Source organism: Endozoicomonas sp. PH6C (assembly GCF_059322965.1).
The window spans coordinates 4451523-4475882 of record NZ_CP185342.1 but is presented as its reverse complement, the minus strand read 5'-3'; the positions used below and the strand labels follow the sequence as shown (position 1 = coordinate 4475882).

The 24360-nt window shown below is 48.0% G+C and carries 4 protein-coding genes; all 4 read right to left on the bottom strand.

What is annotated here, in order from left to right; all coding sequences use genetic code 11:
• Positions 1-11: 11 nt before the first annotated feature.
• The 4 genes from ACOMG9_RS17000 to ACOMG9_RS16985 all read right to left on the bottom strand — a co-directional run bounded on the left by ACOMG9_RS17000 (position 12) and on the right by ACOMG9_RS16985 (position 24283).
• Positions 12-6437, bottom strand: a complete 6426-nt coding sequence (locus ACOMG9_RS17000) for a hypothetical protein (RefSeq protein ID WP_494529146.1) — start codon at positions 6435-6437, stop codon at positions 12-14.
• Between the two features lie 86 nt (positions 6438-6523).
• Positions 6524-12283, bottom strand: coding sequence for a coiled-coil domain-containing protein (locus tag ACOMG9_RS16995; protein WP_448217763.1), 5760 nt, complete (start codon positions 12281-12283; stop codon positions 6524-6526).
• A gap of 263 nt (positions 12284-12546) precedes the next feature.
• Positions 12547-19185 (bottom strand): sbcc family protein, encoded by a 6639-nt coding sequence (locus tag ACOMG9_RS16990; protein WP_494529145.1) that lies wholly within the window; start codon positions 19183-19185, stop codon positions 12547-12549.
• 88 nt (positions 19186-19273) lie between these two features.
• Positions 19274-24283 carry a hypothetical protein gene (locus tag ACOMG9_RS16985; RefSeq protein WP_494529144.1) on the bottom strand — a complete coding sequence of 1670 codons (5010 nt, stop codon included), beginning with the start codon at positions 24281-24283 and terminating at the stop codon, positions 19274-19276.
• Between the last annotated feature and the right edge of the window lie 77 nt (positions 24284-24360).

Genomic DNA, 24360 nt, shown 5'->3' with positions numbered 1-24360 from the left:
AATGAACTTTCTCATCGCCAGTCGCAGAAGGCACTCAGAGTGTAGGAGTATGGAATACTTTCTGCGTGGGAAAATGACCATTTAGGCACATTTTCCCTGAAGTATTTTTCCCAGCCATTCTCAAACAGTTTCATGGTGCGATCCCGGCGTTCACGGAACTGCAGATAATTTTCGTGCCGGGTCCAGCCATGCATCAAGTCACTTGCTTCAACGCGGCCTGCATACTCTTTGTCGGTTTCATTGAAGCGTTGAGGTGTAGCAACAGACGCACGTTTCACATATTCATCGTCCGTTTCACCCAGGCCTGCCCAGCGACTGATCTTGTCAAGAGTTCGGCCCAGAGGCCCACCCAGCCATTGAGTGAGCATCTTGTTGTCGTTCATAAAGAAGTCGTAAGTAAGACTCGATGCCAGAGCGAAGCCGAAGGTTTGAGCATAGCTAAATCCGGATACCAGACCCTGGGCGTATGCTCCAACAGTGGCAATCGGGCCCAGAGCGAGAGCAGCTGTGGCAGAAGTCAGCGTTTTCACTTTTTGTGGTGTTACCCGGTGCAACAGTGTTACCTGAACCCCTTGACCGGAAGCCATGGACTTCACTATTTCGGGCACCAGACGGAGAATACTGTGGTACATATGCGGGTTAGCGTTGTACTGTCTGGCAAACAACATGGAGCCGGTTCTCAGCAGAATGACTGAGGAAGCGGCTTTACCCAATGGCATGGCCAGCCCGCCCACTTCAGAGACTCGTTCAATGCCAATGTGGTTTGCGTATTGGCTGGTTCGGTTAAGATCAATACCATAGCCTTCCAGCCAGTGCTGGAAAGGTGTGAGCATCCGGTGCAGGTAATCACCCCTGTTGGTCAGATCCAGAAGATAGAGAAATGAAACGTTCGAGAGGGATAGCTCGACAGCCTGCCAGGTGGTGTGGGTTGCCAGCAGGGGGGTGTAGCTGGAGAAGTACCAGGTGACAGCCTGTACCAGAAAAGCTGAAGGTTTGACCCAGTAATCATTCAGTTGGTGCTCAACTGCTGCGGCATGGGCCTGCATCAAGGTGCTATCGATAGCTTTGACCAGGTCTGATTCAGCCAGGCCGACAGCATGAGCATAAGGTGTCAGGGTATCCTGAACTTTGCTCAGGAAGGCTGCCATTTTGTGGCCGTTTTCAAAGGCAATATCGTCGAGAACATAGTTGGCGATGACCGCAGCAGCGTAGTCTTTCATGCCAGCAACAGACTCTTTTATACCCGCCGGATCAGAAGCAGTCACGGTCACAGGAGTAAAGGCACTCTGCATGAATTCATCAACCCCTTCATCGGAGAGCACCTGGACAATGGCTCTGAAGCGAGGCAGGTTGACGCCGTGTTTGTAGCCAAGGAAGTGTTCAAATTCATTCACTGTCTGATAACCTTCAACACCTCTGACAGCCTTAATGTGGTTCTCAAGTTCAATCTTGCTGATCAGACCCTCACGCAGCAAAGCTATGATTTTGTTACCACTGGCAGAATGGACAGATAAGTATTCCGAAAAGTCTTTCAGGTCCCGCTCGACATAGTGAATACCTGCCAAGCCCAAGCCGCGAATTTCGTCGTCGTATTCTTGTGCCCCATTTTCTATCTCAGACAATGCCTGGTGCGTCAGAATCCGGACTTCTTCGAAGGCATTCAGGGGTTGACCTTCTTCAGGCTCGGGAGAGGATTCCGGAAAGGTCGTCTTCAGGCTCCTGAAAACTTCCACAATCCGGCTGGCCTGTATAAACGTCAGTTTGTCTCCGGCCAGCGCCTGCAAGCGAACTGGTGCAAATTCATTGTCAAAATCGAAAGTCGCAAGGGATGGTGTTGCCTTACCGTTTTCTTTTGCTGCTTTTGTCAGGCCAATGGCGGCTTCCAGAGCTTGTTTTTTGAGAGGATGCTGCTGCGAAAATCTGTGGATAGAATTCAGAACTTTTGCCTGCTTTGGCGAGTACTGGAAGGGGCTACCATCATTTTCGACGGTTTTCTCTGCCGCCTTCAGGACTTCCTTTATTCTCTCAATGTTTGCTTTCCTGGCTTCAATCTCATCTTCCAGACGGACCTGTTCCTGAGTCAGTTGCCGGATCTTGCCGCCGTTACCGTCATGTCCGCCCAGCTGTACCAGTTTGCTTCTCAGGGCATTAACCCGGTGTTCACTGGTGTCAGTGGGGTCTGGTTTAAGACCCACTGCTTTTTCTAAAGGGTCAAGAAACGCTTTATGAAAATCTATCAGGTCTTCTTCTGCTTTTGATAACGCTTTACTTTTCTGCTCCAGGGCTAAATTCAGCAGGGCTATTTCGTTCTTATGGAGGGTCTCAGTGGACTCATCGGTGTTAAGCTCCTCCTTTTTAAGGTCCAGCCTCTGTTGTGTATTCCTCTCGTCAAGCCGTGCATTGCTCACCTTCATGCTTTCTCTGTCGTGAATACGAAGAAATTGCAAAATCTGAGCGTACTTGTCCCGGGTTAAAGGCAGTTCACCCAATGCTTCATACAGTTCATCGTTATTGTCCAGACTACCAGTATGTTTATTGTCTGCAACGACAGCAGAGTAATCAGCTTCTGCCAGTAAACTGAGGTCATCTCCATCTGTCAGGATATTCGCATTGGTCAGGGTTTTCTGTTGCTCAAGGATTTCATCTCGTTTTTCTTCGCTGTATTCCCGCAGGTAATGTTTGACGTCCTCCATCCGCTCTTCGGGAACTTGTGCGTCATTTGCAGTCAGGCCCAGGTCGGTCTGAAGTTTTTTCATTGCCTGATTGACAATCGTGTTGTCTTCATCAGGGATAGGTTGCAGCTCAGCACGGCTCCCTGCAAATACCACGCGTTTGCCACGCAGCCTGTTCAGTTTGCGATGAACATTTGTCAGCTCACTTTCAGCCTCTTTCAGTGCCCGTCTGGCCCTGGCTGCATCACGATCAAGAACGAATCGTGGCTTAGCTCCCAGACGAGCCATTTGCCTGTCAAGTTCATGATCAATGGCGGCGATACGCTCATTGACGTCAGGCAGGCCGACATTGACAACTTCTTCGTCCAGCCGCTGGAGTTTTGTTTCAATCAGACTGTTCTGGTCTTCGGGGGTGGCATCATCTTTATAGTCCTCAATGTTGAGTCGAAAAGCTATTTCATTGTTCCAGACTCTTCTGGCGGCTTCATCGTCGTAAAGTGCGTTTGATTTTGCGATTAATTCCTGAATTTTGGTTCTCAGGGCATCCTTTCGGTCAGACAGGTCGTCATCCATGTCAAATGCTATATCCAGATCTTTGGCCAGTTTGACAGTGAAAACCTGACCTCTTTTTTGAGCAGCAGAGTTTTCGCTAATGTCGATGTTTAGCTTGTCCTCTATAGTTTTTAGCATAGAAGTCTGTTGTCTTATGGCTCGTTCATACGCATCTTCGAAAAAAAAGTTAAGACATCTCTGAAGCCTCCAGGGTCTTGTTTCTCTTTGTTCGTAAGCAGGTGAAATGTCTCCTTTCCAGTAAGGGGAGTCTATGTCATCCAGCATTTTTTCGGTGATATCTTCGTCCTCAAGTCTGGCAAGAATCCTGTCGAGTCTTTCCTGGTTGTCATCATCGTCAATGGCATCGATCTTGAGTATTTCTTCCAGGGTTTCCAGTACGTCCAGCGCCTCTTCTTCTACCTGCTGTCTGACTTGTTCAATGTATGACCGAATTTCCCTGGCAATGGCGTCACGACGATAATACACATCGTCCTCACTACCCTGAATATTCATCGCCAGGGCGTTTTCCAGATCAGTGAGTTTCCTGAGCACTTCAGGCATGGCTATGGGGTGCCCTGGTGTTCTGATGTCTTCCAGTTCTGTTTCCAAATCTGCGAGACTGAATAACCTGTTACGTGTTGCTTCTATCTGTGTGTTGCGTTGTTCTATTGTGCTGCCTTCTTCCATAGGGTCATAAAAGTCTGTCACATAATCTCCAATGAGTTTGGCGTCAATGTCTTCTATGCCCCTTTGAGCAGGCAGTGCCCGGATACTCTGAAAGATATATTCCTGGTGTTCGTCTGGTGAATTGTCCTGATTATCAAGTCTGTCAGGCAGGTCTGCCTGCCGAAGATTCAGTCTGTTAATCTTCCCTAGTTCAGTGTTCAGTGACTGAATTCTCCGAACCAGGCGTTTTTGTTGAACGGCAATATCTGCATTGCTATCAAAATCCTTAATATTTAAATGTACGGCAATGGCGGCATAATGGGCTTTCATTGCAGCTCTTTTTCCAGCCTCTGTACTGGTCTTCTGAAGATGCTGTCGGAATAGAGTTCCCTGCTGATTAAGGTGCTTCAGAATGGCCTGGTGACGAGCTTCCGGTCTAGCTTCACTGACGCGCACCAGACCGAACTGACTTTCAACGATAGCCAGCTTGTGGCGGGCCTCGACATGGGTGGCTGCTGCATTTTGTTGCATACAATGTTGAATGGACTGAAAGCGTGCACTCAGATCGTTTTCATTGATCGGAATGATATCGAGCGGGCCTTCCATCGCTGCCAGTTTTACTTTTGCTGCTTCTTCGTCAAACTGTTCTGTTGCGGCCATCACCTGGTTGATTTCATCCAGTTTTATTGAGATGAGTCTGGCTTGTTCTTTTGCTGGTCGGGTATCATCCCAGTTATCAATACCAAGTTTTTCTGCCAGTTGAGCTTTGTAAGCCTTGTTGGCTTCTGCTCTGACATCACGGGCATGTCGTTCCAGGTGCGGGATTCGTCTGACTTCGTGTTGAAGTTTCCGAAGCAGGTTTTCCAGTTCTTCCTGCTCGGCATGAAAATGTAAAAGCTTATTCTCAAGTTGCCGATGGAGATAGATTGCTCTCTGTTTCTCCCTTTCACTGATAGTGACTTCTTCTGATACCAGCCTTAGCAGGCTTACAACCCGGGCGAGTTCGGCTTCTGTTGCCAGATGATCTTCCAGCATGAGTTCCCTCTCAATCAGTTGTCTGGCCATATCGCTCAGGACTTTGGAAACAAACGGGTCGTCGCGAAAAATATCGGTCAGTGGTTCGGAGACACCGGTTATAAGGTTCAGCATGCTCTGAACAAAACGCTGTTTAGTCAGGAGATCTCTCAGCTGGGGTCTGAAGCTGAAATGTTTTGTGAGTTGAATCTGCAGCCAGGTCGGTGTGATGGCTGTCAAAACCACTCTGATGTGTTCCAGTGTAAGCTCAAATTCATCGTTTCCATAAATGCCATAGGGAGTAGCACTGGCTAATGCCTGCTGGAGAGATTCATAGTATGTAAGTGCATGTATCATCCGTTGATCTTCGTCTGCAAGTGTCTTCGGTTGCTCTTTGTTAGCGGTAGCACCATGTCTCGCAACAAACCTCTCCAGCACTGTCATCTGCATGCTTCGAATGACGTACTGGTAGCTTTTGACCTTATATTTTTTAACCTTTGTTACCACTCCGGGGGAGGGGGGATTAACTTCAGCTTTTTTCCAGAGGTCATAGAGGTTTTCTACAAAAGCGATATCATGGGGGTTCAGCCTCTGACCATGAAAAACAATCACCTCCCCCGTAGCTTCTGTCACTTCCAGCTTTGGATAACCCGCAGGCACAGGATAAACCTGTGTGTCATCCTCGACGTTGACAACGTAGCCGACGGGTTTGCTGTGTGCCAGAAGTTCATTAAGGGCCTTTTGTTGTAAGTCCTCTTCCAGCACGTGAACCTGGATATAGGCAGATGCGGCTGCTGCCAGGAGAACATCATCATTGACAAAGAGTGATTGTCCCAGACGTTGTCGGTCAGGAGGCTGATCGCCAGCAGCGAGAGGACGCATGAAAGTACGCCCATTCACTTCAACTTCTTCTACTTGAAGGGTGGCAAGGGGAACATAGTGATGATTTGCGCCGAGGTTTCCTGCCACATAATTGACAGCTTTAAGCAAATTAGCCAGTTGTCCGGGGCTGGCGATTTTCGTTAACGGCTCTAATTCGCTGTTAACTAATTGGTAACGAACAGCCTCAACTGAATACTGATCGGTCATTCCACCTCTGACTTCAATGACCAGATTCTTTTCTTTAAGATTATGGGTGAACCTGAAGGCTGCCTCATTACCCACTTTCAGGACTTTGGTGTATTTTTGAGCAACGCCATTTTCGCCTGTTTCAAACAGATCAACACTGGAAACGCAGCCATCAACATCAGCAAGAACTTCTGTGAAGCCTTTAGAAGGAAAGGCATAGATTGCCCTGTAATCAGTCTTGTCACGATAGGTGGTTGTATAGGATTTGGGTATTGGCTGCTGGTCCTGATCCAGGGTTGGCCGAACCATGACCTCACTGTGGGTAAACTTCACATGTCCATTATTTATAATATCGACGGACTTTGTCTGCAGCTTGCGATCGGCCAGTGCCTGTGGAGCAATGATGGAAGAACTGATTGCAAAAGTCAGAGCAAGGCTTAACGTATTGGAGCGAGCTTTTGTCATTCTACTACCTCAGAGCTGAGTACTGTTTACCGTGAAAAGTGATTTTTACCTCAAGTGGAGAAACGGTTTCTAATCGCTCATGGCTGTCAGTTGCTCATGAAGGCACCCAGGGTGTAAGAGTAAGGAATACTTTCTGCGTGGGAGAACGACCATTTAGGTACATTTTCCCTGAAGTATTTCTCCCAGCCATTCTCGAATAGCATCATGGTGCGATCACGGCGTTCACGGAACTGCAGATAATTTTCGTGTCGAGTCCAGCCATACAGGGTGTTGTTTGCTTTAACACGGCTTGCATATTCTTCATCGGTCTCACTGAAGCCCTGAGGTGAAGCAATAGCGTCAGGTTGCAAATACTCATCGTCCGTTTCACCCGCGCCTGTCCAGCGATTAATCTTGTCAAGACTTCGGCCCAGAGGTCCACCCAGCCATTGAGTGAGCATCTTGTTGTCGTTCATAAAAAAGTCGAAAGTGAGACTTGACGCCATTGCGAATCCGAAGGTTTGTGCATAGGTGAATCCGGATATAAGGCTATTAGCGTATGCTCCGAAAGTGGCTACCGGACCCAGCACAAGTCCGACAGTGGCAGAAGCCAGAGTTTTTACTTTTTGTGGTGTCATTCTGTGCAGCAGCGGTACCTGAACCCCTTGTCCGGAACCCATGGACTTCATCATTTCGGGCACCAGACGGACAATGCTGCGATACTTGTGGGGGTTGGCGTTGTGCTGTCTGGCAAAGAGCGCAGAGCCGGTTTTCAACAGAATGACTGAGGACGCGGCTTTACCCAATGGCATGGCCAGTCCGCCCAGTTCAGAGATTTGTTCAATGCCACTGTGGTAGGCATATTGTCCGGTTCGGTCAAGATCAATACGGTAGCGTTCCAGCCAGTGCTGGAAAGGTGTGAGCATTCTGTGCGGATAATCCCCTCTGTTGGTCAGGTCCAGCAGATAGAGGAACGCCATGTTTGAGAGGGACAGTGCCTTAGCCTGCGAGACGGTATGAGTCGCCAGTAGCGGTTTGTAGCTGGAGAAGTACCAGGTGACAGCCTGTACCAGGAAGGCTGAAGGTTTGACCCAGTATTCCTTCAGCTGCCACTCAATCGCTGTGGCATGAGCCTGCATCAAGGTGTCATGGATAGCCTTGATCAGGTCTGATTCAGACAGGCCGACAGCATTGGCATAAGGTGTCAGGGTATCCTGAACATGGCTCAGGAAAGCTGCTGTCCTGTGGCCATTATCAAAGGCAATATCATCAAGCACGTAGTTGGCGATGACTGCGGCTGCATACTCCTTCATGCCGACAACCGACTCTTTCATAGCCGCCGGACCCGTTGCCGTTAGAGTCACTGGAGCAAAGACACTCTGCATGAAAGCCTCGGCACTCTCATCGGACAGCATCTGGACAACCTTCCTGAACTCAGGCACCCTGACGCCGTGTTTATAACCAAGGACGTGTTCAAATTCAGCCACTGTCTGATAACCGTCGACACCTCTGACGGCCTTCATGTAGTTTTCAAGTTCAACCTTGCTGATCAGCCCTTCACTCAGCAAAGCCATGATCTTGTTAGCACTGGCAGAACGGGCAGCGAAGTATTCCGGGAAGCTTTTCAGGTCCCCGGGAACATGCTCGATAAAGTGAATGCCCGTTGAGCCTATGTCACGAATTTCGTTGTCGTATTGTTGAGACGCGGTTTTTATTTCATTCCTGGCTCTTCGCACCAGAATCTGAGCTTCTTCAATGGCATTCCGAAAATGATACTCCGCAGGCTCGAAGGGATAATCCCGGAAGATCGTCTTCAGGCTCTTGAAAACTTCCACAATCCGACTGGCCTGTGTAAACGTCAGTTCGTCTCCGGCCAGTGCCTGTAAGCGAATGGGTGCAAATTCATCATTAAAATCGAAAGTCTTGAGGCAGGGTATTGTCTTACCGCTTTTTACTGCAGATTCTGCCAGACTCATCGCGACTCCCAGAGCTTGTTTTTTCAGAAGGTGCTGCTGAGTGAATGTGTGTATAGCGTCCAGAACCTTTGCCTGTTTCGGTGTGTACTGGAAGGGACCAGCATCATTTTTGACAGCTTCTTCGGCAGCCTTCAGGACTTTTTTCAGTCTCTCAATATCTGCTCCGGAGGCTTCAATTCCAGCTTTCGGGCAGGCCTGTTCCTGAATCAGTTGTTGGATCTTGTTGCCCAATCCTGCATCGACTTCATCAGTTGCGTCCCGGGCATAAGTATCTGAATGGCCTTTAATAGCAATAGTGTAATGAGCTGCTTCCAGCGAAGCGGGGTCGCCAGATATCCGGACGTCCAGATTTGTTTTGGTTCTCAGTTCCGCAACGATTTGATCTCGTATTTCGACACTGAATTCCAGCAGGAAATTTATAATGTCCTCTGCTCGCTCTCTATTAGTTTGCTCCTCACCTGCAGACAGACCCAGTTCGGTCTGATAATGTTTCATTGCCCGATTGAACGTCGTATCGTCTTTTTCTGAAGTATCTTTGAAGTCAGTATGGCTACCCAAAGGTACCAACTGTTTGCGATGAATAGCATCCAGATTGTGATTAGCAGCCTCCAGCTCACTTCCAGCTTCTTCGACTGCCCGCCTGGCTGTCGCTAACTCACGATCAAGAACGTATCGGGGTTTGGGTCCCAGGCGAGCCATTTGCCTGTCAAGAGCATTCTCAATGGCTGCAATACGCTCATTGATGTCAGGCTGACCCACTTTGAAAACTTCTTCATTCAGCTGTTGAAGCTTTTCTCTAATCAGGCTCTTTTGTTCGTTTATGCTGGCATCATTTCTGTAGCCATTAATGTTGAGTTGATCAGCAATTTTATTGTTACTGACCCTTTTAACACCTTTATTGTTATAAGTTTTCTCTACTTCTTTCATTAATTCCTGAAGTCTTTCTCTCAGGGTATCCTTCTGGTCAGACAGGTCGGCATCGTCTTCAAACCCTATACGCAGTTCATTGGCCAGTTTAGCTATGAAAGTTTTTTCTCTTTCCTGAGCAGCAGGGTTTTCATGAGGGTCAATATCCAGCTTGTCCTCCAGAGCGATAAGGTAATCTGCCTGTCGTTCTCTGGCCTGCAGATCCGATTCTTCGACTTTGAAGGTAAGGCCATCACGAATACTTTGGAGTACCACATCCATCCGCACCAGACCCCGCTCCAGATCTTTCTCCAGATCTCCCATCAGATCTGGCCCTTTACCTTCCCACCCGAGGATCTTGTCCATCTGACCCAGCTCGTGATTTGAGATATCACCGCCATCAAGCCTCGAGAGAACCCTTGCCAGTCGTGCTGCTTTGTCATCACCTTCATTGATGTGGATGCTGAGTAACCCTTCCATAGATTTCAGTACGGTCAGGGCCTCTTCCTCTGACCGCTGTCGGGCTTCTCTGATGTATATCCGGATAGCTCCAGAAATGACCTGACGATGGTAATACACATCGTTCTCTTCACGGAGGTTTTCTTTCTCAAAAACGCTTTCCACGGCAAGAAGGGTCCTGGATACTTCAGGCATGACTTTGGGGTGGCCCGGTGTTCTGATGTCTTCCAGTTCGTCTTCCAGCTTTGAAAGCTCGAAGAGCTTGTCATGTACCATTAACTCCAGGTTGGTGCGGTCTTCCAGACTTCTGTCTTCATTCAGATCAATACCCAGAACTGCTGCCAGAGAAATTTGTCTGAGCCCAGTGTAATAATCCTCCATATTGAGCTGCTCAGCCATTTTCATAAGTGTTTGAATCAGATGTTCTTGCTGATCGTCAATATCTGCATGGCTATCAAAATCCCTGATGTTTAAATATGCGGCAATAGTCGTAAAGCGTTTTTTTATTTCTGCTACTTTTTTAGCCTCTGAGCTGGTGATTTGTTGCCGGAAGGCTTGCTGATGAGGCTCCAGGTCGTCTTCATCAAGTGGAACAATAATCAGCTTGGCGCCAATTGCCGCCAGATGTTCCTCCAGAGCCTGTTTTTGTGACTGTGCTGTTGCGGCTACCAATCTGAAGATTTCATTAATTTTTCTGCTGATCAGCCTGGCTTGCTCTGCCAGTGGTTGGGTATCATCCCAGTCCTCAATACCAAGCTCTGCTGCTGTTTGAGCGTTGCGAGCTTTTGTGGCATCTGTTCTGGCACCATAAACTTGTTTTTTTAGCAATGGAATTTGATTGGCTTCCCGTTGCAGCGTCTCTATCTGGTTTATTAGAGCATCTACCCTGCCATGAGTCTTCGCAAGCTCATCCACAAGTTGCTGATTTAACTCCTCCATTCTCAAGTTTTGCCCGATACCTTGAGCGGCTGATGCCAAAAAGCGATCGGTTAATTCACTTTGTTTTGCCAGCAAGGTCTCTATTGTCCTGAGCTTCTTCAACGCGCTTTCCATCTCAAGCAGTTGCCCGACAAAGTCACCAATGACTCTGGCAGTAAAGCCTTCGCCCAGGTCAGGAGCATCATCAGAAAAATCATGCGAACTGGCGATAAAGATTAAATCATTATGAATATTCTGAACAAATAGCCCGTTAGCCAGAAAATTTCTAAGTACAGGTTTGAAGCCGAAGTGTCTTAACAGTTGAATATGCACCCAGGTTGGCGTGATCAACGGCGAAGTGAATTTGACGTGTTGTGAAGTGAATTCAACTTCATCTGCTCCATCTGAAGTAGCACTGGCTAATGCCTGCTGAAGCCCTTCAAAGTCTGCAAGCTCCTCCACCTCATCACCGACTTCTTCAACGAAGTTGAGTCCGGCATGGTGCTTTGCGGCTAAATCCTCCAGTATTGTCATCTGCCTGCTTCGAATGATGTACCGGTAGCTTTTGACCTTGTCTTTTTTAACCTGTGCAGTGTCCTTGTTAAAATAATTGGTAAAGCGATAGAGATTTTGCACAAGGGCAATATCGGTGGGGTTCTGTTTCTGACCATGGAAGACAATAATCTCCCCCGGAGTCTCAGTCACTTCCAGTTTTGGATAACCAGCAGGGACAGGATAAGCCCGAGTCTCATCCTCGACATGCACAACATAGCCGACGGGTTTATGGTATGACAGCAGATTTTCCAGGGCATCCTGTTGTATCTCTTTCCCAAGAACATGCACCTGGGTATAGGCAGAGGTGGCTGCTGCCAAAAGCACCTCATCATTGACAAAAAGTGACTGACCCAGACGTTGCAGCTCAGGGGGCTGATCACCCGCAGCGACAAGGCGCATGAAGGTGCGCCCGTCCACCTCAACCTCGTCTACTTCAAGGGTGGCAAGGGCAACATAGTTATTGGCTTCGCCCAGGTTTCCTGCTCTTTCGTGCGCACCTTTCAGTACCCTCACCAGATGATCGGGGCTGGCCATTTCAGTAGAGGGTTCCAATGTCCAGGCGACCCCTGATTGAGCGCGAACAGCCCGAATTGAATCCTGATGGGTCATACTGTCTCTGACTTCGATAAGCAGTTTCTCTTCTGCAAGGTTATGGGTGAACCTGAAGATCCCCTCATTACCCACCTTCAGCACTTTGGTGTATTTCTGAGCAACGTTATTCTCGTCTGTCTCAAACTGATCAACACTGGCAACGCCACCCCCGATACCGGAAAGAACGTCTGTGAAGCCTTCAGAAGGAATGTCATAGCCTGCTCTGACTTCAGCCTGATCAGGGTAGGTGGTGGTAAAGGATTTGGCTATTGGCTGCGAGTCATCATCCAACGTTGGCTTAACGATGACCTCGCTCTGGGTAAACTCCACTTGTTCATTGCCCGAAATATCAACAGATCTTGTCTGTAGCCTGCGATTAGCCAGTGCGTCTGTAGCAATGATGGAAGAGCTGATGGCAACGGCCACGGCAAGGCTTAATGCATTGGGGCGGATATTTCTCATTCAACTACCTCGAAGCTGAGTATTTTTATTACTGTAAAAAGTGATTGCTACGCCAAACGAGACGGCAACTTCCAATCGCTTATGGCTGTCAATCACTTATTCGAGTGGCTTCAAGGCTTTTTTACTTTAACGGAGAAATGTCTGTGGGCTGAGAAGGAGAACTCACAGACGGCACCATCACCGATGTTTTGTCACCGGTGTGGTTCTTATGGTAGTTGCTTGTTGCGTGATTAATTCACCGGCACTTTCTTATTGCCCCGTTGCTACTCGTAGAAGGCTCCAAGAGTGTAGAAGTAAGGAATACTTTCTGCATGGGAGAACGACCATTTGGGCACATTCTCCCTGAAGTATTTCTCCCAGCCATTCTCATACAGTTTCATAGTGCGATCCCGGCGTTCGCGGAACTGCAGGTAATTTTCGTGTCGTGTCCAGCCATACATAGTGTTGTTTGCTTTAACACGTTTTGCATAGTCTGTATCGGTTTCACTGAAGCTTTGAGGCTTGGCAATAGCCGTACGCTTTACATATTCAGCTGACGTTTCCCCCACGCCTGTCCAGCGATTAATCCTGTCAAGACTGCGGCCCAGCGGTCCAGCCAGCCATTGAGTGAGCATCTTGTTGTCGTTCATAAAGAAGTCGAAAGTGAGGCTCGACGCCAGCGCGAACCCGAAGGTTTGGGCATAGGTGAATCCGGATAAAAGGCCATGGGCGTATGTTCCGACAGTGGCTATCGGACCCAATACGAGACCGGCTGTGGCCGAGACCAGGGTTTTCACTTTTTGTGGTGTCACCCTGTGCAGCAGCGGTATCTGAACTCCCTGTCCGGAACCCATGGATTTCAGTATCTCCGGCACCAGACGGGAAATGCTGCGATACATCTGCGGGTTGGCGTTGTACTGTCGGGCAAACAGCATAGAGCCGGTTTTCAGCATAATGACGGAGGAAGCGGCTTTACCCAATGGCATGGCCAGCCCGCCCACCTCAGAGATTTGTTCAATTTCATGGTGATAGGCATATTGCCCGGTTCGATCAGGATCAACACCATAAGATTCCAGCCAATGCTGGAAAGGTGTCAGCATCCGATGCAGGTAATCACCTCTGTTGGTCAGATCCAGAAGATAGAGGAATGACAGGTTCGAGAGGGATAGCTCAGCAGCCTGCCAGGTGGTGTGAGCAGCCAGCAGGGGTTTGTAGCTGGAGAAGTACCAGGTGACAGCCTGTACCAGAAAGGCCGAAGGCTTGACCCAGTAATCCGGTAGCTGTCGTTCAACCGCTGAGGCATGGGCCTGCATTAATGTGCCATGGACAGTTTCGATCAGGTCTGATTCAGATATTCCGGCAGCATGGGCATAAGGTGTCAGGGTATTCCGAACATTGCTCAGGAAGGCTGCCGTCCTGCGGCCATTGTCAAAGGCAATATCATCAAGAACGTAGTTGGCGATGACCGCAGCTGCATACTCTTTCATGCCGGTAACAGACTCTTTTATACCCGTCGGGCCAGTGGCTGTGACAGCTACCGGGTCAAAGGCACTTTGCATGAATTCCTCAGCAGCCTTGTCGGACAACATCCGGACAACCTCCTTGAAGTTGGGTATATGAACGCCGTGTTTGTAGCCAAGGAAGTGTCCAAATTCATCCACTGTCTGATAACCGCCGACACCTCTGACGGCCTTCATGTAGTTCTTAAGCTCGATTTTGTTGATCAGTCCTTCCCGCAGCAGGGCCATGATCTTGTTGCCACTGGCAGAATGGCTGGCAAAGTATTCCGAGAAGCCTTTCAGATCCTCTGATTCATGTTCGACGAAGTAAATGGCTTTTTTGCCCATGCCGTGTATTTCATCGTCGTATTGTTGAGCCCCGGTTGCCATCTCATTCCGGGCCCGGTCTGCCAGAGCCATGACTTGTTCAATGACATTCTGAGGCTGATTTTCTTCAGGCTCGACAGGGGAGGGCGGGATGTTCGTCTTCAGGCTTTTGAAGACTTCCACCACCCGACTGGCCTGATAAAACGTCAGATCGTCTCCGACCGCCTGCAGGCGAATCGTTGCAAATTCATCGTTAAAATCGAAAGTCGCAAGGCAGGGTATTGGTTTACCGTTTTGGATTGCCGATTCTGCCAGGCCCACTGCGGCATCCAGAGCCTGTTGCCTGAGAGGGTGCTGCTGTATGAAGGTGTCCATATCGGTCAGAACTTTTGCCTGTCTCGGCGTGAGCTGGAAGGGACCACCATTATTTTCGACGGCTTCTTCTGCTGCCCTCAGGACTTTCTTCATTCTCCCAATGTCTGTTTTTCTGGCTTCAATCTCGGTTCTCAGGTCAGCCCATTCCTGGATCAGTTGCTTGATTTTGCCGCCACTACCATCATGCCCGCCCAGTTGTATCTTTTTTATTCTCAGGGCGCAAATCCGCTGTTCAAAGGTGTCAGTGGCGTCTGGTTTGAGACCCGCAGCCTCTTCAGCGGCGTCAAGCGCCGCTTGATGATCCACCAGAGCTTTTTGTGCTTTTGATACAGCATCATTTGCCTGCTTCAATATTAAGCCCAGCCTGTCCATTTCGTTCATATGCAGGGTTTTAGCTGTCTGATCGATGTCGCCAGCATCAATCATCTCCTTTTCTTTACGATCCAGCTTCTCTTTTGCACTCCACTCTCTAATCAGTGCATTCCCCAATTCAGTGCTTTTTATGAGCTCCTGATTCACGTATTTGTCGATTTGAAGGTACTTTTTTTTGGTTAAAAGCAGTTCACCCAATACTTCATTGTCTTCGTGCTGACCAAGAGAATCTACAGAGGCTGCAATGCCAATAAAGTCATCAGCATCGGCCACTGAACCGAAGTCATCCTTTATCTGGAAGACCAGACCTGTTTTAGCCTTCAGCTCATTAAAGATTTCATCCCGTCGTTCTCTACTGCATCCCCTCAGGAAATGCCTGAAGTCCTTTAATTGCTCCTCGGTGGTCTGTTCGTCACCAGCAGCCAGATCCAACTCGATCTGAACTTGTTTCATTGCCTGATTGAGAGCCATGTTCTCTTCATCCGAGAGATCCTGGATGTCAGCAGTGTGTCCCGCAAAAAATATCCGTTTACCACGAAGAGTCATCAGCCTGCGACGAGCGGCTGCCAGTTCACTTTCAGTTTTTTGTATTGTTTGCCTGGCCCTGGCTAGCTCGCGATCAAGAACATATCGGGGCTTAGGCCCCAGCCGGGCCATTTGCTTGTCAAGCTCACTCTCAATGACTGTGATACGCTCATAAATGGTTGGCCGACCTGCTATGCAGAATCCTTCATCTATCTCCCGGAGTTTTTCTTTAATCAGGTTTTTCTGCTCATCCAAAGAAACAGTAACCTTATATTCACCAATATTAAGTTGATGAGCCATTTCATTGTTTGTAGCCACTGTGAAATCTTCACTATCAAGGAAGTCGCCTACATTTACTCTTAATGCCTGAATTTTGTCTCTTAGTGCATTCTTCTGGTCATTGAGGCTGACACCTTTTTCAAATTCAACTTTTAGATCCCTGGCTCTTGCGGCAATATAATTCTTGAGTCTTTCTCTGGCAGAAGGGTTTTCACTCGTGTAGATGTTCAGCTCCTGCTCTACAGCTTCAAGCATCTTCCTCTGTTGGCCTGAGATACGGGCATCCACATCCGGGGTGTGGATATGAATGGCAAGACGCTCCATAAGTTTCAAGATTCTGGTTGCACTTTTTTTGCCTGCAGGCGAGACGTTTTCTTTCCAGAGGGTATTTTCCATCTCATCCAGCATGGATTCTGAGAAATCTCCGTCCTTCAGTTTTGCATAAACATTCCCATACCTTGTTGCTTTGTGAAGATCTTTGTTGACCTCGATTTTGAATATTTTTTCTACCGTTTCCAGTATTTTCAGGGCTTCTCTCTCTGCCTCCTGTCTCGCGTTTGTGATGTATGCCTGAATCTCCTCAGAAATGGCGTTACGACGGTAATACAGATCTTCCTCGCTACTGAGTTCATCCATCTTCAGGGCTTTTTCTACGGCAGTCAGTTTCTCAATGACTTCAGGCTCGGCGCCGGAGTGGCCTGATGTTTTGATGTGATGGATTTCTTTTTCCAGCTCTGCAAGCTTGAGGAGCTTGATATGTAATTCAAATTCCAGGTCGCTGAGGATTTCTGGTGAGGTGTCATCACTCAGCTCAATATCGAGCATTGTTGCCAGAAGCTCTTTTTTGGCCCTGTTGTAAGAATCCTCTGTATCCTGTTGATTAATCGTTGTCTGAACTCTCTGAAGCAGGAGTTCATGTTGAGCAGTGATTGTTCTAAGTTGTTGATGCAGGCGTTCATTCTGTTCACTCATTGTCTTCAGTTTTTGGAGCAGGTGCTCTTGTTGAAGGTCAGCATCTGTACTGGTGCTCTGTTGCTGAAGAAGTTGTTTATCAATCTCGGTTTGCTGTTGAATCAGGTGTTGCTGTATGGCCTGACGACGGACTTCCGGGTCCTTTGCGTTATCTGAGACCAGACCGAGCTTACTTTCAATGTCAGTCAGAAAATTCTGGATGACTACATTTTTCGGTTCTGCTTTTTTTTGCAGGTGTCGTTGAGTGTGCTGATAGAAAGCATCCAGATCCTTGCCATTGTTCAGAGTAATACCGAATATGCTTTCAATGGCGGCCAGTTTTGCTTTTATAGCTTTTTCACGTGACTGTCCTGTTGTGGCAACTGTTGCGTCATCTTCTGCAGCAACCGGTTTGTCCATTTCAAGAATTTTCTCTCTGATAATTCTGGCTTGTTTTTCCAGTGGCCGGGTATCGTCCCAGCCATCAATAACCAGCTCTGCTGCGAGCCTGGTATTGAAAGCGGCTCTTTCTTTTGCGACGGCATCACGAACCTGTTTGTCAATCATTGGCATTTGATTGATGAGGTGCTGAAAGTTCAGAATGGAGTTTTTCTGTGCTTCGAGCTTTAGTTGATGTTGACGCTGAAATCTTTCTTGCAGAATGACCCCGGCAAACATCATCCAAAGGTGTTTTCGGATGGTCTTTTGACGGTGTTCCGGAGTATCTTCTTTATTTGCAACCAGACCGAGCTGACCTTCAACGATAGCCAGTTTTTCCCATAAGACCTCATCGGTCTGGTCTGCCTGTTGACCGAGATGCTGCATAATCAACTCATAGCGGCCACCCAGACTGATTTCATTGTATGAAGTAATCCCGAGCCGGCCTTCAATTGCTGCCAGTGTTTCTTTTAAAGCCTTTTTCCGAGACAGTCCTGTTGCGGTCACGGATTGTTGCAATTCATGAGTTTTTTCTCTGAGGATTATGGCTTGTTCTTCCAGTGACCGGGTATCATCCCATTTAGCAATACCGAGTATTGCTGGCGCGTGAGCGTAGCGTGCTTTTGTGGTATCGGCACCGGGATCTGATGTTTTCAGTGTCTCGACGAGTTCGGCCTCTCTTGCTTTCAGCTTTTCCAGCGTGCTTACCATCTCAAGCATCTGTTCGGCAATATCGGCCACGACTTTGGAGGCAAACTCTGTGTCTTTGCCAACAGCAAAAGCCTTCATCGCATTGTGGAGTAAAAAATTCTCAATATTCTGAACAAAATTATGGTGGATCAGAAGATTTTTAAGTACAGGTTTGAAGTTGAAGTTTTTTATCAGTTGAAACTGCATCCAGGTTGGCGTGATGGCTGACGAAGCGTCTCTGATATGACCCGTTGTGAACTCAAATTCATCGGTTTCATCTGGAGTGGCACTGGTTAATGCCTGCTGAAGAGATTCATAGTATCTAAGCTTCGACAGTGTATCCTGGTTCAGCTCAGCATCATTTTGTGCAGCCAACTCCTCCAGCAGCATCATTTGCCTGCTTCTGATAACGTACTGATAGCTTTTAACCTTGTCTTTTTTAATCTGTGTACTCTGGTCTTCAAATTTATTCCAGAGATCATGGTGGCTTTCCACAAAGGCGATATCGGTGGGATTCTGTTTCTGACCACGGAAAACAATAATCTCCCCCGAAACCTGATCCACTTCCAGCTTTGGATAACCCGCAGGCACAGGATAAACCTGTGTCTCATCTTCGACGTGAACAACATAGCCGACGGGTTTATGGTAAGACAACAGATGATTCAGAGCTTCCTGCTGTAAATCGCCTCTCAGAACATGAACCTGCGTATAGACAGAGGTGGCTGCCGCCAGAAGCGCTTCATCATTGATAAAGAGCGATTGACCAAGACGCTGCAACTCGGGAGGTTCATCGCCAGCGGCGACAAGACGCATGAAGGTGCGCCCATTCACTTCAACTTCGTCTACTGCAACGGTGGCAAGGGCGACATAGTGATCAACTTTACCAAGGTTTCCTGCTCTTTCATTGGCACCCTTTAGCAATCCTGCCAGTTGTTCGGGACTGGCGATCTTTGTTAACGGATCTAATGGCTGGATGTCACCAGATTGATTTCGAATAGCCTCAATGGAATCCTGATCGGTCATTCCGTCTCTGACTTCAATGACCAGTTTTTTTTCTGCAAGGTTATGGGTAAACCTGAAGATCGCTTCATTACCGACCTTCAGGATTTTGGTGTACTTCCGGGCAGTGTCATTGTCGTCGGTTTCAAACAGATCAACATTGGAAACGCCACCCTCAATGCCAGAAAGAATGTCTGTAAAGCCTTCAGAAGGAACGTCATAGTCCGCTTTGACGTGAGTACGATCAGGATAAGTGGTTGTAAAAGATTTCGGTATTGGCTGTTGGTCATCACCTAAAGTTGCCTGAACCATGACCTCACCCCAGGTAAACTCCACAGGCTTATTGCCCAGAATATCGAAAGACTTTGTCTGTAGCCTGCGATCCGCCAGAGCCTGAGTAGCAATGATGGAGGAGCTGATTGCAACGACCACAGCAAGGCTTAATGCATTGGGGCGAGCATTTGTCATTCTATTACCTCAGAGCCAAGTACTTTTTTTACCCTGAAAAGTGATGGCCACGCCAGACGAGGAAGCGGCTTTTAATTACTCATAGCTGTCAGTGGGTCATGGTTGCAGACAGAGAACCTGATTGAGGGGCATTGCTCCGACCATTACCGTGAACTTTCTGATCATCGCCCTTTGGCCATTTGTAAAAGGCTCCAAGAGTGTAGGAGTGAGGAATACTTTCTGCATGGGAGAACGACCATTTAGGCACATTTTCCCTGAAGTATTTCTCCCAGCCATTCTCAAACAGTTTCATGGTGCGATCCCGGCGTTCGCGGAAATGCAGGTAATTTTCGTGTCGCGTCCAGCCATAGAGGGTGTTATTTGCTTTAACATGGTTTGCATAGGCTGCATCGGTTTCATCGAAGCGTTGGGGTCTGGCAATCGTTGTACGTTTCACATAGTTATCTGTCGTTTCCCCCACGCCTGCCCAGCGATTAATCTTGTCAAGACTGCGGCCCAGAGGTCCACCCAGCCATTGAGTAAGCATCTTGTTGTCGTTCATAAAGAAGTCGAAAGCGAGACTCGACGCCAGCGCGAATCCGAAGGTTTGGGCATAAGTGAATCCGGATATAAGACCGTAGGCGTATGCTCCGACCGTGGCTACCGGACCTAGCATCAGACTGGCTGTGGCCGAGGTCAGCGTTTTCAATTTTTGTGGCGTCGCCCGGTGCAGCAGCGGTACCTGAACCCCTTGTCCGGAACCCATGGATTTCACTAGTTCGGGCAACAGACGGGAAATGCTGCGATACATTTGAGGGTTGGCGTTGTGCTGCCTGGCAAAGAGCATGGCGCCGGTTCTCAGCAGAATGACGGAGGAAGCGGCCTTGCCCAATGGCATGGCCAGCCCGCCCACTTCAGACACTTTTTCAATTCCGCTGTGGTAGGCATATTGCCCGGTTCGGTCAGGATCAACACCGAAGCGTTCCAGCCAGTGCTGGAAAGGTATGAGCATCCGGTTCAGGTAATCACCCCGGTTGGTCAGATCCAGAAGATAAAGGAAGGACATGTTCAAGAGAGACTGCTCGGCAGCCTGCAGTGTGGTGTGGGTTACCAGCAGAGGTTTGTAGCTGGAGTAGTACCAGGTGACGGCCTGTACCAGAAAGGCTGAAGGTTTGACCCAGTAATTATTGAGCTGATTCTCAACCGCTGCGGCATGAGCCTGCATCAAGGTGCCATGGATAGCCTTGATCAGTTCTGATTCAGAGAGTCCGGCAGCATTGGCATAAGGTGTCAGGGTATCCTGAATATTGGTCAGAAAGGCTGCCGTCCTGCGGCCATTGTCAAAGGCAATATCGTCAAGAAAATAGTTGGCGATGACCGCTGCTGCGTATTCTTTCATGCCAGCAACCGACTCTTTCATAGCTGCCGGGCCAGAAGCGGTTACGGGCACAGGAGTAAAGACACTCTGCATGAATTCATCAGCCCCCTTATCGGACAGCGTCTGGACAACCTTCCTGAACTCGGGCGACCTGACGCCGTGTTCGTAGCCAAGAAAGTGCTCAAATTCATCCACTGTCTGATAACCTTCAGCACCTCTGACAGCCTTTATGTAGTTCTCAAGTTCAACCTTGCTGATCAGGCCTTCACGCAGCAGACTTATGATCTTGTTACCAATGGCAGAATGGGTAGCGAAGTATTCCGGGAAGCTTTTCAGGTCCTCTGATTGATGCTGAATGAAGTGAACGGCTGTTTTGCTCATGCTGCGAATTTCGTCGTCGTATTGTCGAGCCCCTTTTTTCATCCCATGCCTGGCCTTGCGCACAAGCCTGAAGATTTCTTTCAGATCATTTCCGAACAGAGCTTCAACAGGCTCTACAGAGGATTCCGGGAAGGTCGTCTTCAGGCTCTTGAAAACTTCCACAATCCGACTGGCCTGTTTAAGCGTCAGTTTGTCTCCGACCATTGCCTGCAAGTGATTCGGTGCAAATTCATCGTCAAAATCGAAAATCGGAAGGTAGGATATTGTCTTACCGTTTTCTGCTGCTAATTCTGCCAGACCCATCGCCGTTTCCAGAGCTTGTTGTCTGAGAAAGTTTTGCTTTACGAAGGCGTCCATATCGGTCCGAACTTTTGCCTGTTGCGGCGAATACTGGAAGGGACCCCCGTCATGTTTGACGGCCCGCTCAGCCGCCTTCAGGACTTCCTTCAGTCTCTCAATGTCTGCTTTCTTGATTTCAATTTCATCTTCCAGATAGGCTTGTTCCTGAACCAGATGCCGGATCTTGCCGTCAGTACCATCACCCCCACCCGTGACTTGAGTGTATTTTTTCCTGGTTAAGAGCAGTTCACCCTCGACTTCATGGGATTCGTCCCGACCATGGGCATTTGTGTAATCTTCACTGCTACGAAGCCTGCTCAGCCGACCATGAAAACCTGCCAGCTCACTTTCAGCTCTTGCTATTAAGAACCTGGCTGTGGCTGCTTCACGGTCAAGTACGTGTCGTGGTTTTGGTCCCAGGCGAGCGATCTGCCTCTCAAGCTCATCATCAATGGCTGCAATACGCTCATTAACGTCAGGCTGACCCGCTTTGAGAACTTCATCATCCAGCTGTCGGAGTTTTGCTGCAATAAGACAGTCCTGGTCGTCGATCCTGGCATCATCTTCATAATCTTTAATGTTGAGTTGATGAGCAATTTTATTGTTACAGATTCTCCTGGCACTCTCATCTTCATAGAGTTCCTCTACTCTATTCCATAATTCCTCAATTCTGCTGCTTAGAACATATTGCCGGACAGACAGGCTGGCATCGTCTTCAAACTCTACCTCCAGATCACTGGCCAGTTTAGCTGTGAAACTTTTGCCTCTCTCTATAGTATGAGGGTTTTCATGAGGGTCGATATCCAGCTCGTTCTCCAGAACGATAAGACGACTTGCTTGTTGTTCTCTGGCTCGCTGATCCGATTCTTCGATTATATAGTTGAGACGATCACGAACTGTCATGCGTTTGATATCCATTTCCGAAGAGTTCCCTTCCAGATCCTCCCAGTCTGGACAGTCTTCCTGGCAGATCGTCTTGTGCATCCCATCCAGCTCGTCTTTTGAGATATCACCGGCATCAAGCTTTGTAAGAATCCTTTCGAGTCTTGCTGTTTTATAATCACCTTCATTGATCTCGATGTTGAGTAATCTTTCCACACGGTCCAGCATGGAATGGGCCTTTTCTTCTGACTGCTTTCTGGCCTCTCTGATGTCATGATTTATGCCTATAGAAATGAACTGACGAAGGACATACACACTCTGCTTTTGTTTGAAGTATCTACCCCCTTCCAGAGCTATTAATACCCTACGAATTGTCTCCAGTACCTCGGGCATCAGTTTGGGATGGCCGGGTGTTTTGATGTCTTCCAGTTCAATTTTCAGTTTTGAAAGCTCGGAGAGCTTGTCAATTACCTGTGATTCCATACTGGCGCGGTCTTCAAGACGGGTATCTTTGGCTGGATCAATACCAAGAACCACTGCCAGAGTGTCTTTTCTGAGTTGGGTGTAAACATCCTCTATATCGAGCTGATAACTCATTGCCTCAAGTTGTTGACGCAGACCTTCTTCCCGGGCTTTCATTGTCTTAAATGTTTGCAGCAGGTGTTCCTGTTGAGCGTCAACATTGGTATTGCTATCAAAATCCTGAATGTTTAAATGCATGGCAATGGTTGCATAACGAGCTTTTATTTCAGCATCTGTTCTGGAGTCCTCGTGCTGATAGAGTAAAAAATTTTGAACAAAATTATGGTGGGTCAGAAGATTTTTAAGTACAGGTTTGAAGCTAAAATTTTTTATGAGTTGAAACTGCACCCAGATAGGTTTGATGACTGAGGAGGCGTCTCTGATATGCCTTGTCGTGAACTCAAATTCATCGGTTTCATCTGGAGTGGCACTGGCTAATGCCTGCTGAAGAGATTCATAGTAGGTAAGCTTCGACAGTTTATCTTCGTTCAGCTCAGCATCATTTTGTGCAGCCAAATCAGCAGCAAACTCCTCCAGCAGCTCCATTTGCCTGTTTCTAATAACGTACTGATAGCTTTTAACCTTGTCTTTTTTAACCTGTGTACTCTGGTCTTTAAATTTTTTCCAGAGATCATAGTGGCTTTCCACAAAGGCAATATCGCTGGGATTCTGTTTCTGACCACGGAAAACAATAATTTCCCCCGAAACCTGATCCACTTCCAGCTTTGGATAACCCGCAGGCAGAGGATAAACCTGTGTCTCATCCTCGACGTGAACAACATAGCCGACGGGTTTTTGATAGGACAACAGCTCGTTCAGAGCTTCCTGTTGTAAATCGCCTCTCAGAACATGAACCTGCGTATAGGCAGAGGTGGCTGCTGCCAGAAGCGCTTCATCGTTGATAAAGAGCGATTGCTCAAGACGCTGCAACTCGGGAGGCTCATCGCCAGCAGCGACAAGACGCATGAAGGTGCGCCCATTGACTTCAACTTCGTCTACTGCAACGGTGGCCAGGGCGACATACTTATCAACTTCACCAAGGTTTCCTGCCCTTTCATTGGCACCCTTCAGCAATCCTGCCAGTTGTTCGGGACTGGCGATTTTTGTTAACGTATCTAATAGCTGGATGTCATCAGATTGATTTCGAATAGCTTCAATGGAATCCTGATCGGTCATTCCGTCTCTGACTTCAATGACCAGTTTTTTTTCTGCAAGGTTATGGGTGAACCTGAAGATTCCTTCATTACCGACTTTCAGGATTTTGGTGTACTTCCGGGCAATGTCATTGTCGTTGGTTTCAAACAGATCAACACTGGAAACGCCACCCTCGATGCCAGAAAGAATGTCTGTAAAGCCTTCAGAAGGAATGTCATAGTCCGCCCTGACTTGAGTACGATCAGGGTAAGTGGTTGTAAAAGATTTCGGTATTGGCTGCTGGTCATCACCTAAAGTTGGCTGAACCATGACCTCACCCCAGGTAAACTCCACGGGTTTATTGCCATGAATATCGAAAGACTTTGTCTGTAGCCTGCGATCCGCCAGAGCCTGAGTAGTGATGGCGGAGCTGATTGCAACGACTACAACAAGGCTTAATGCATTGGGGCGAGCATTTATCATTCTACTACCTTAGAGCTGAGTACTTCTATTACCCCGAATTGATAACCAAGCCAAATGAGGAAGCGGCTTTTAATGGC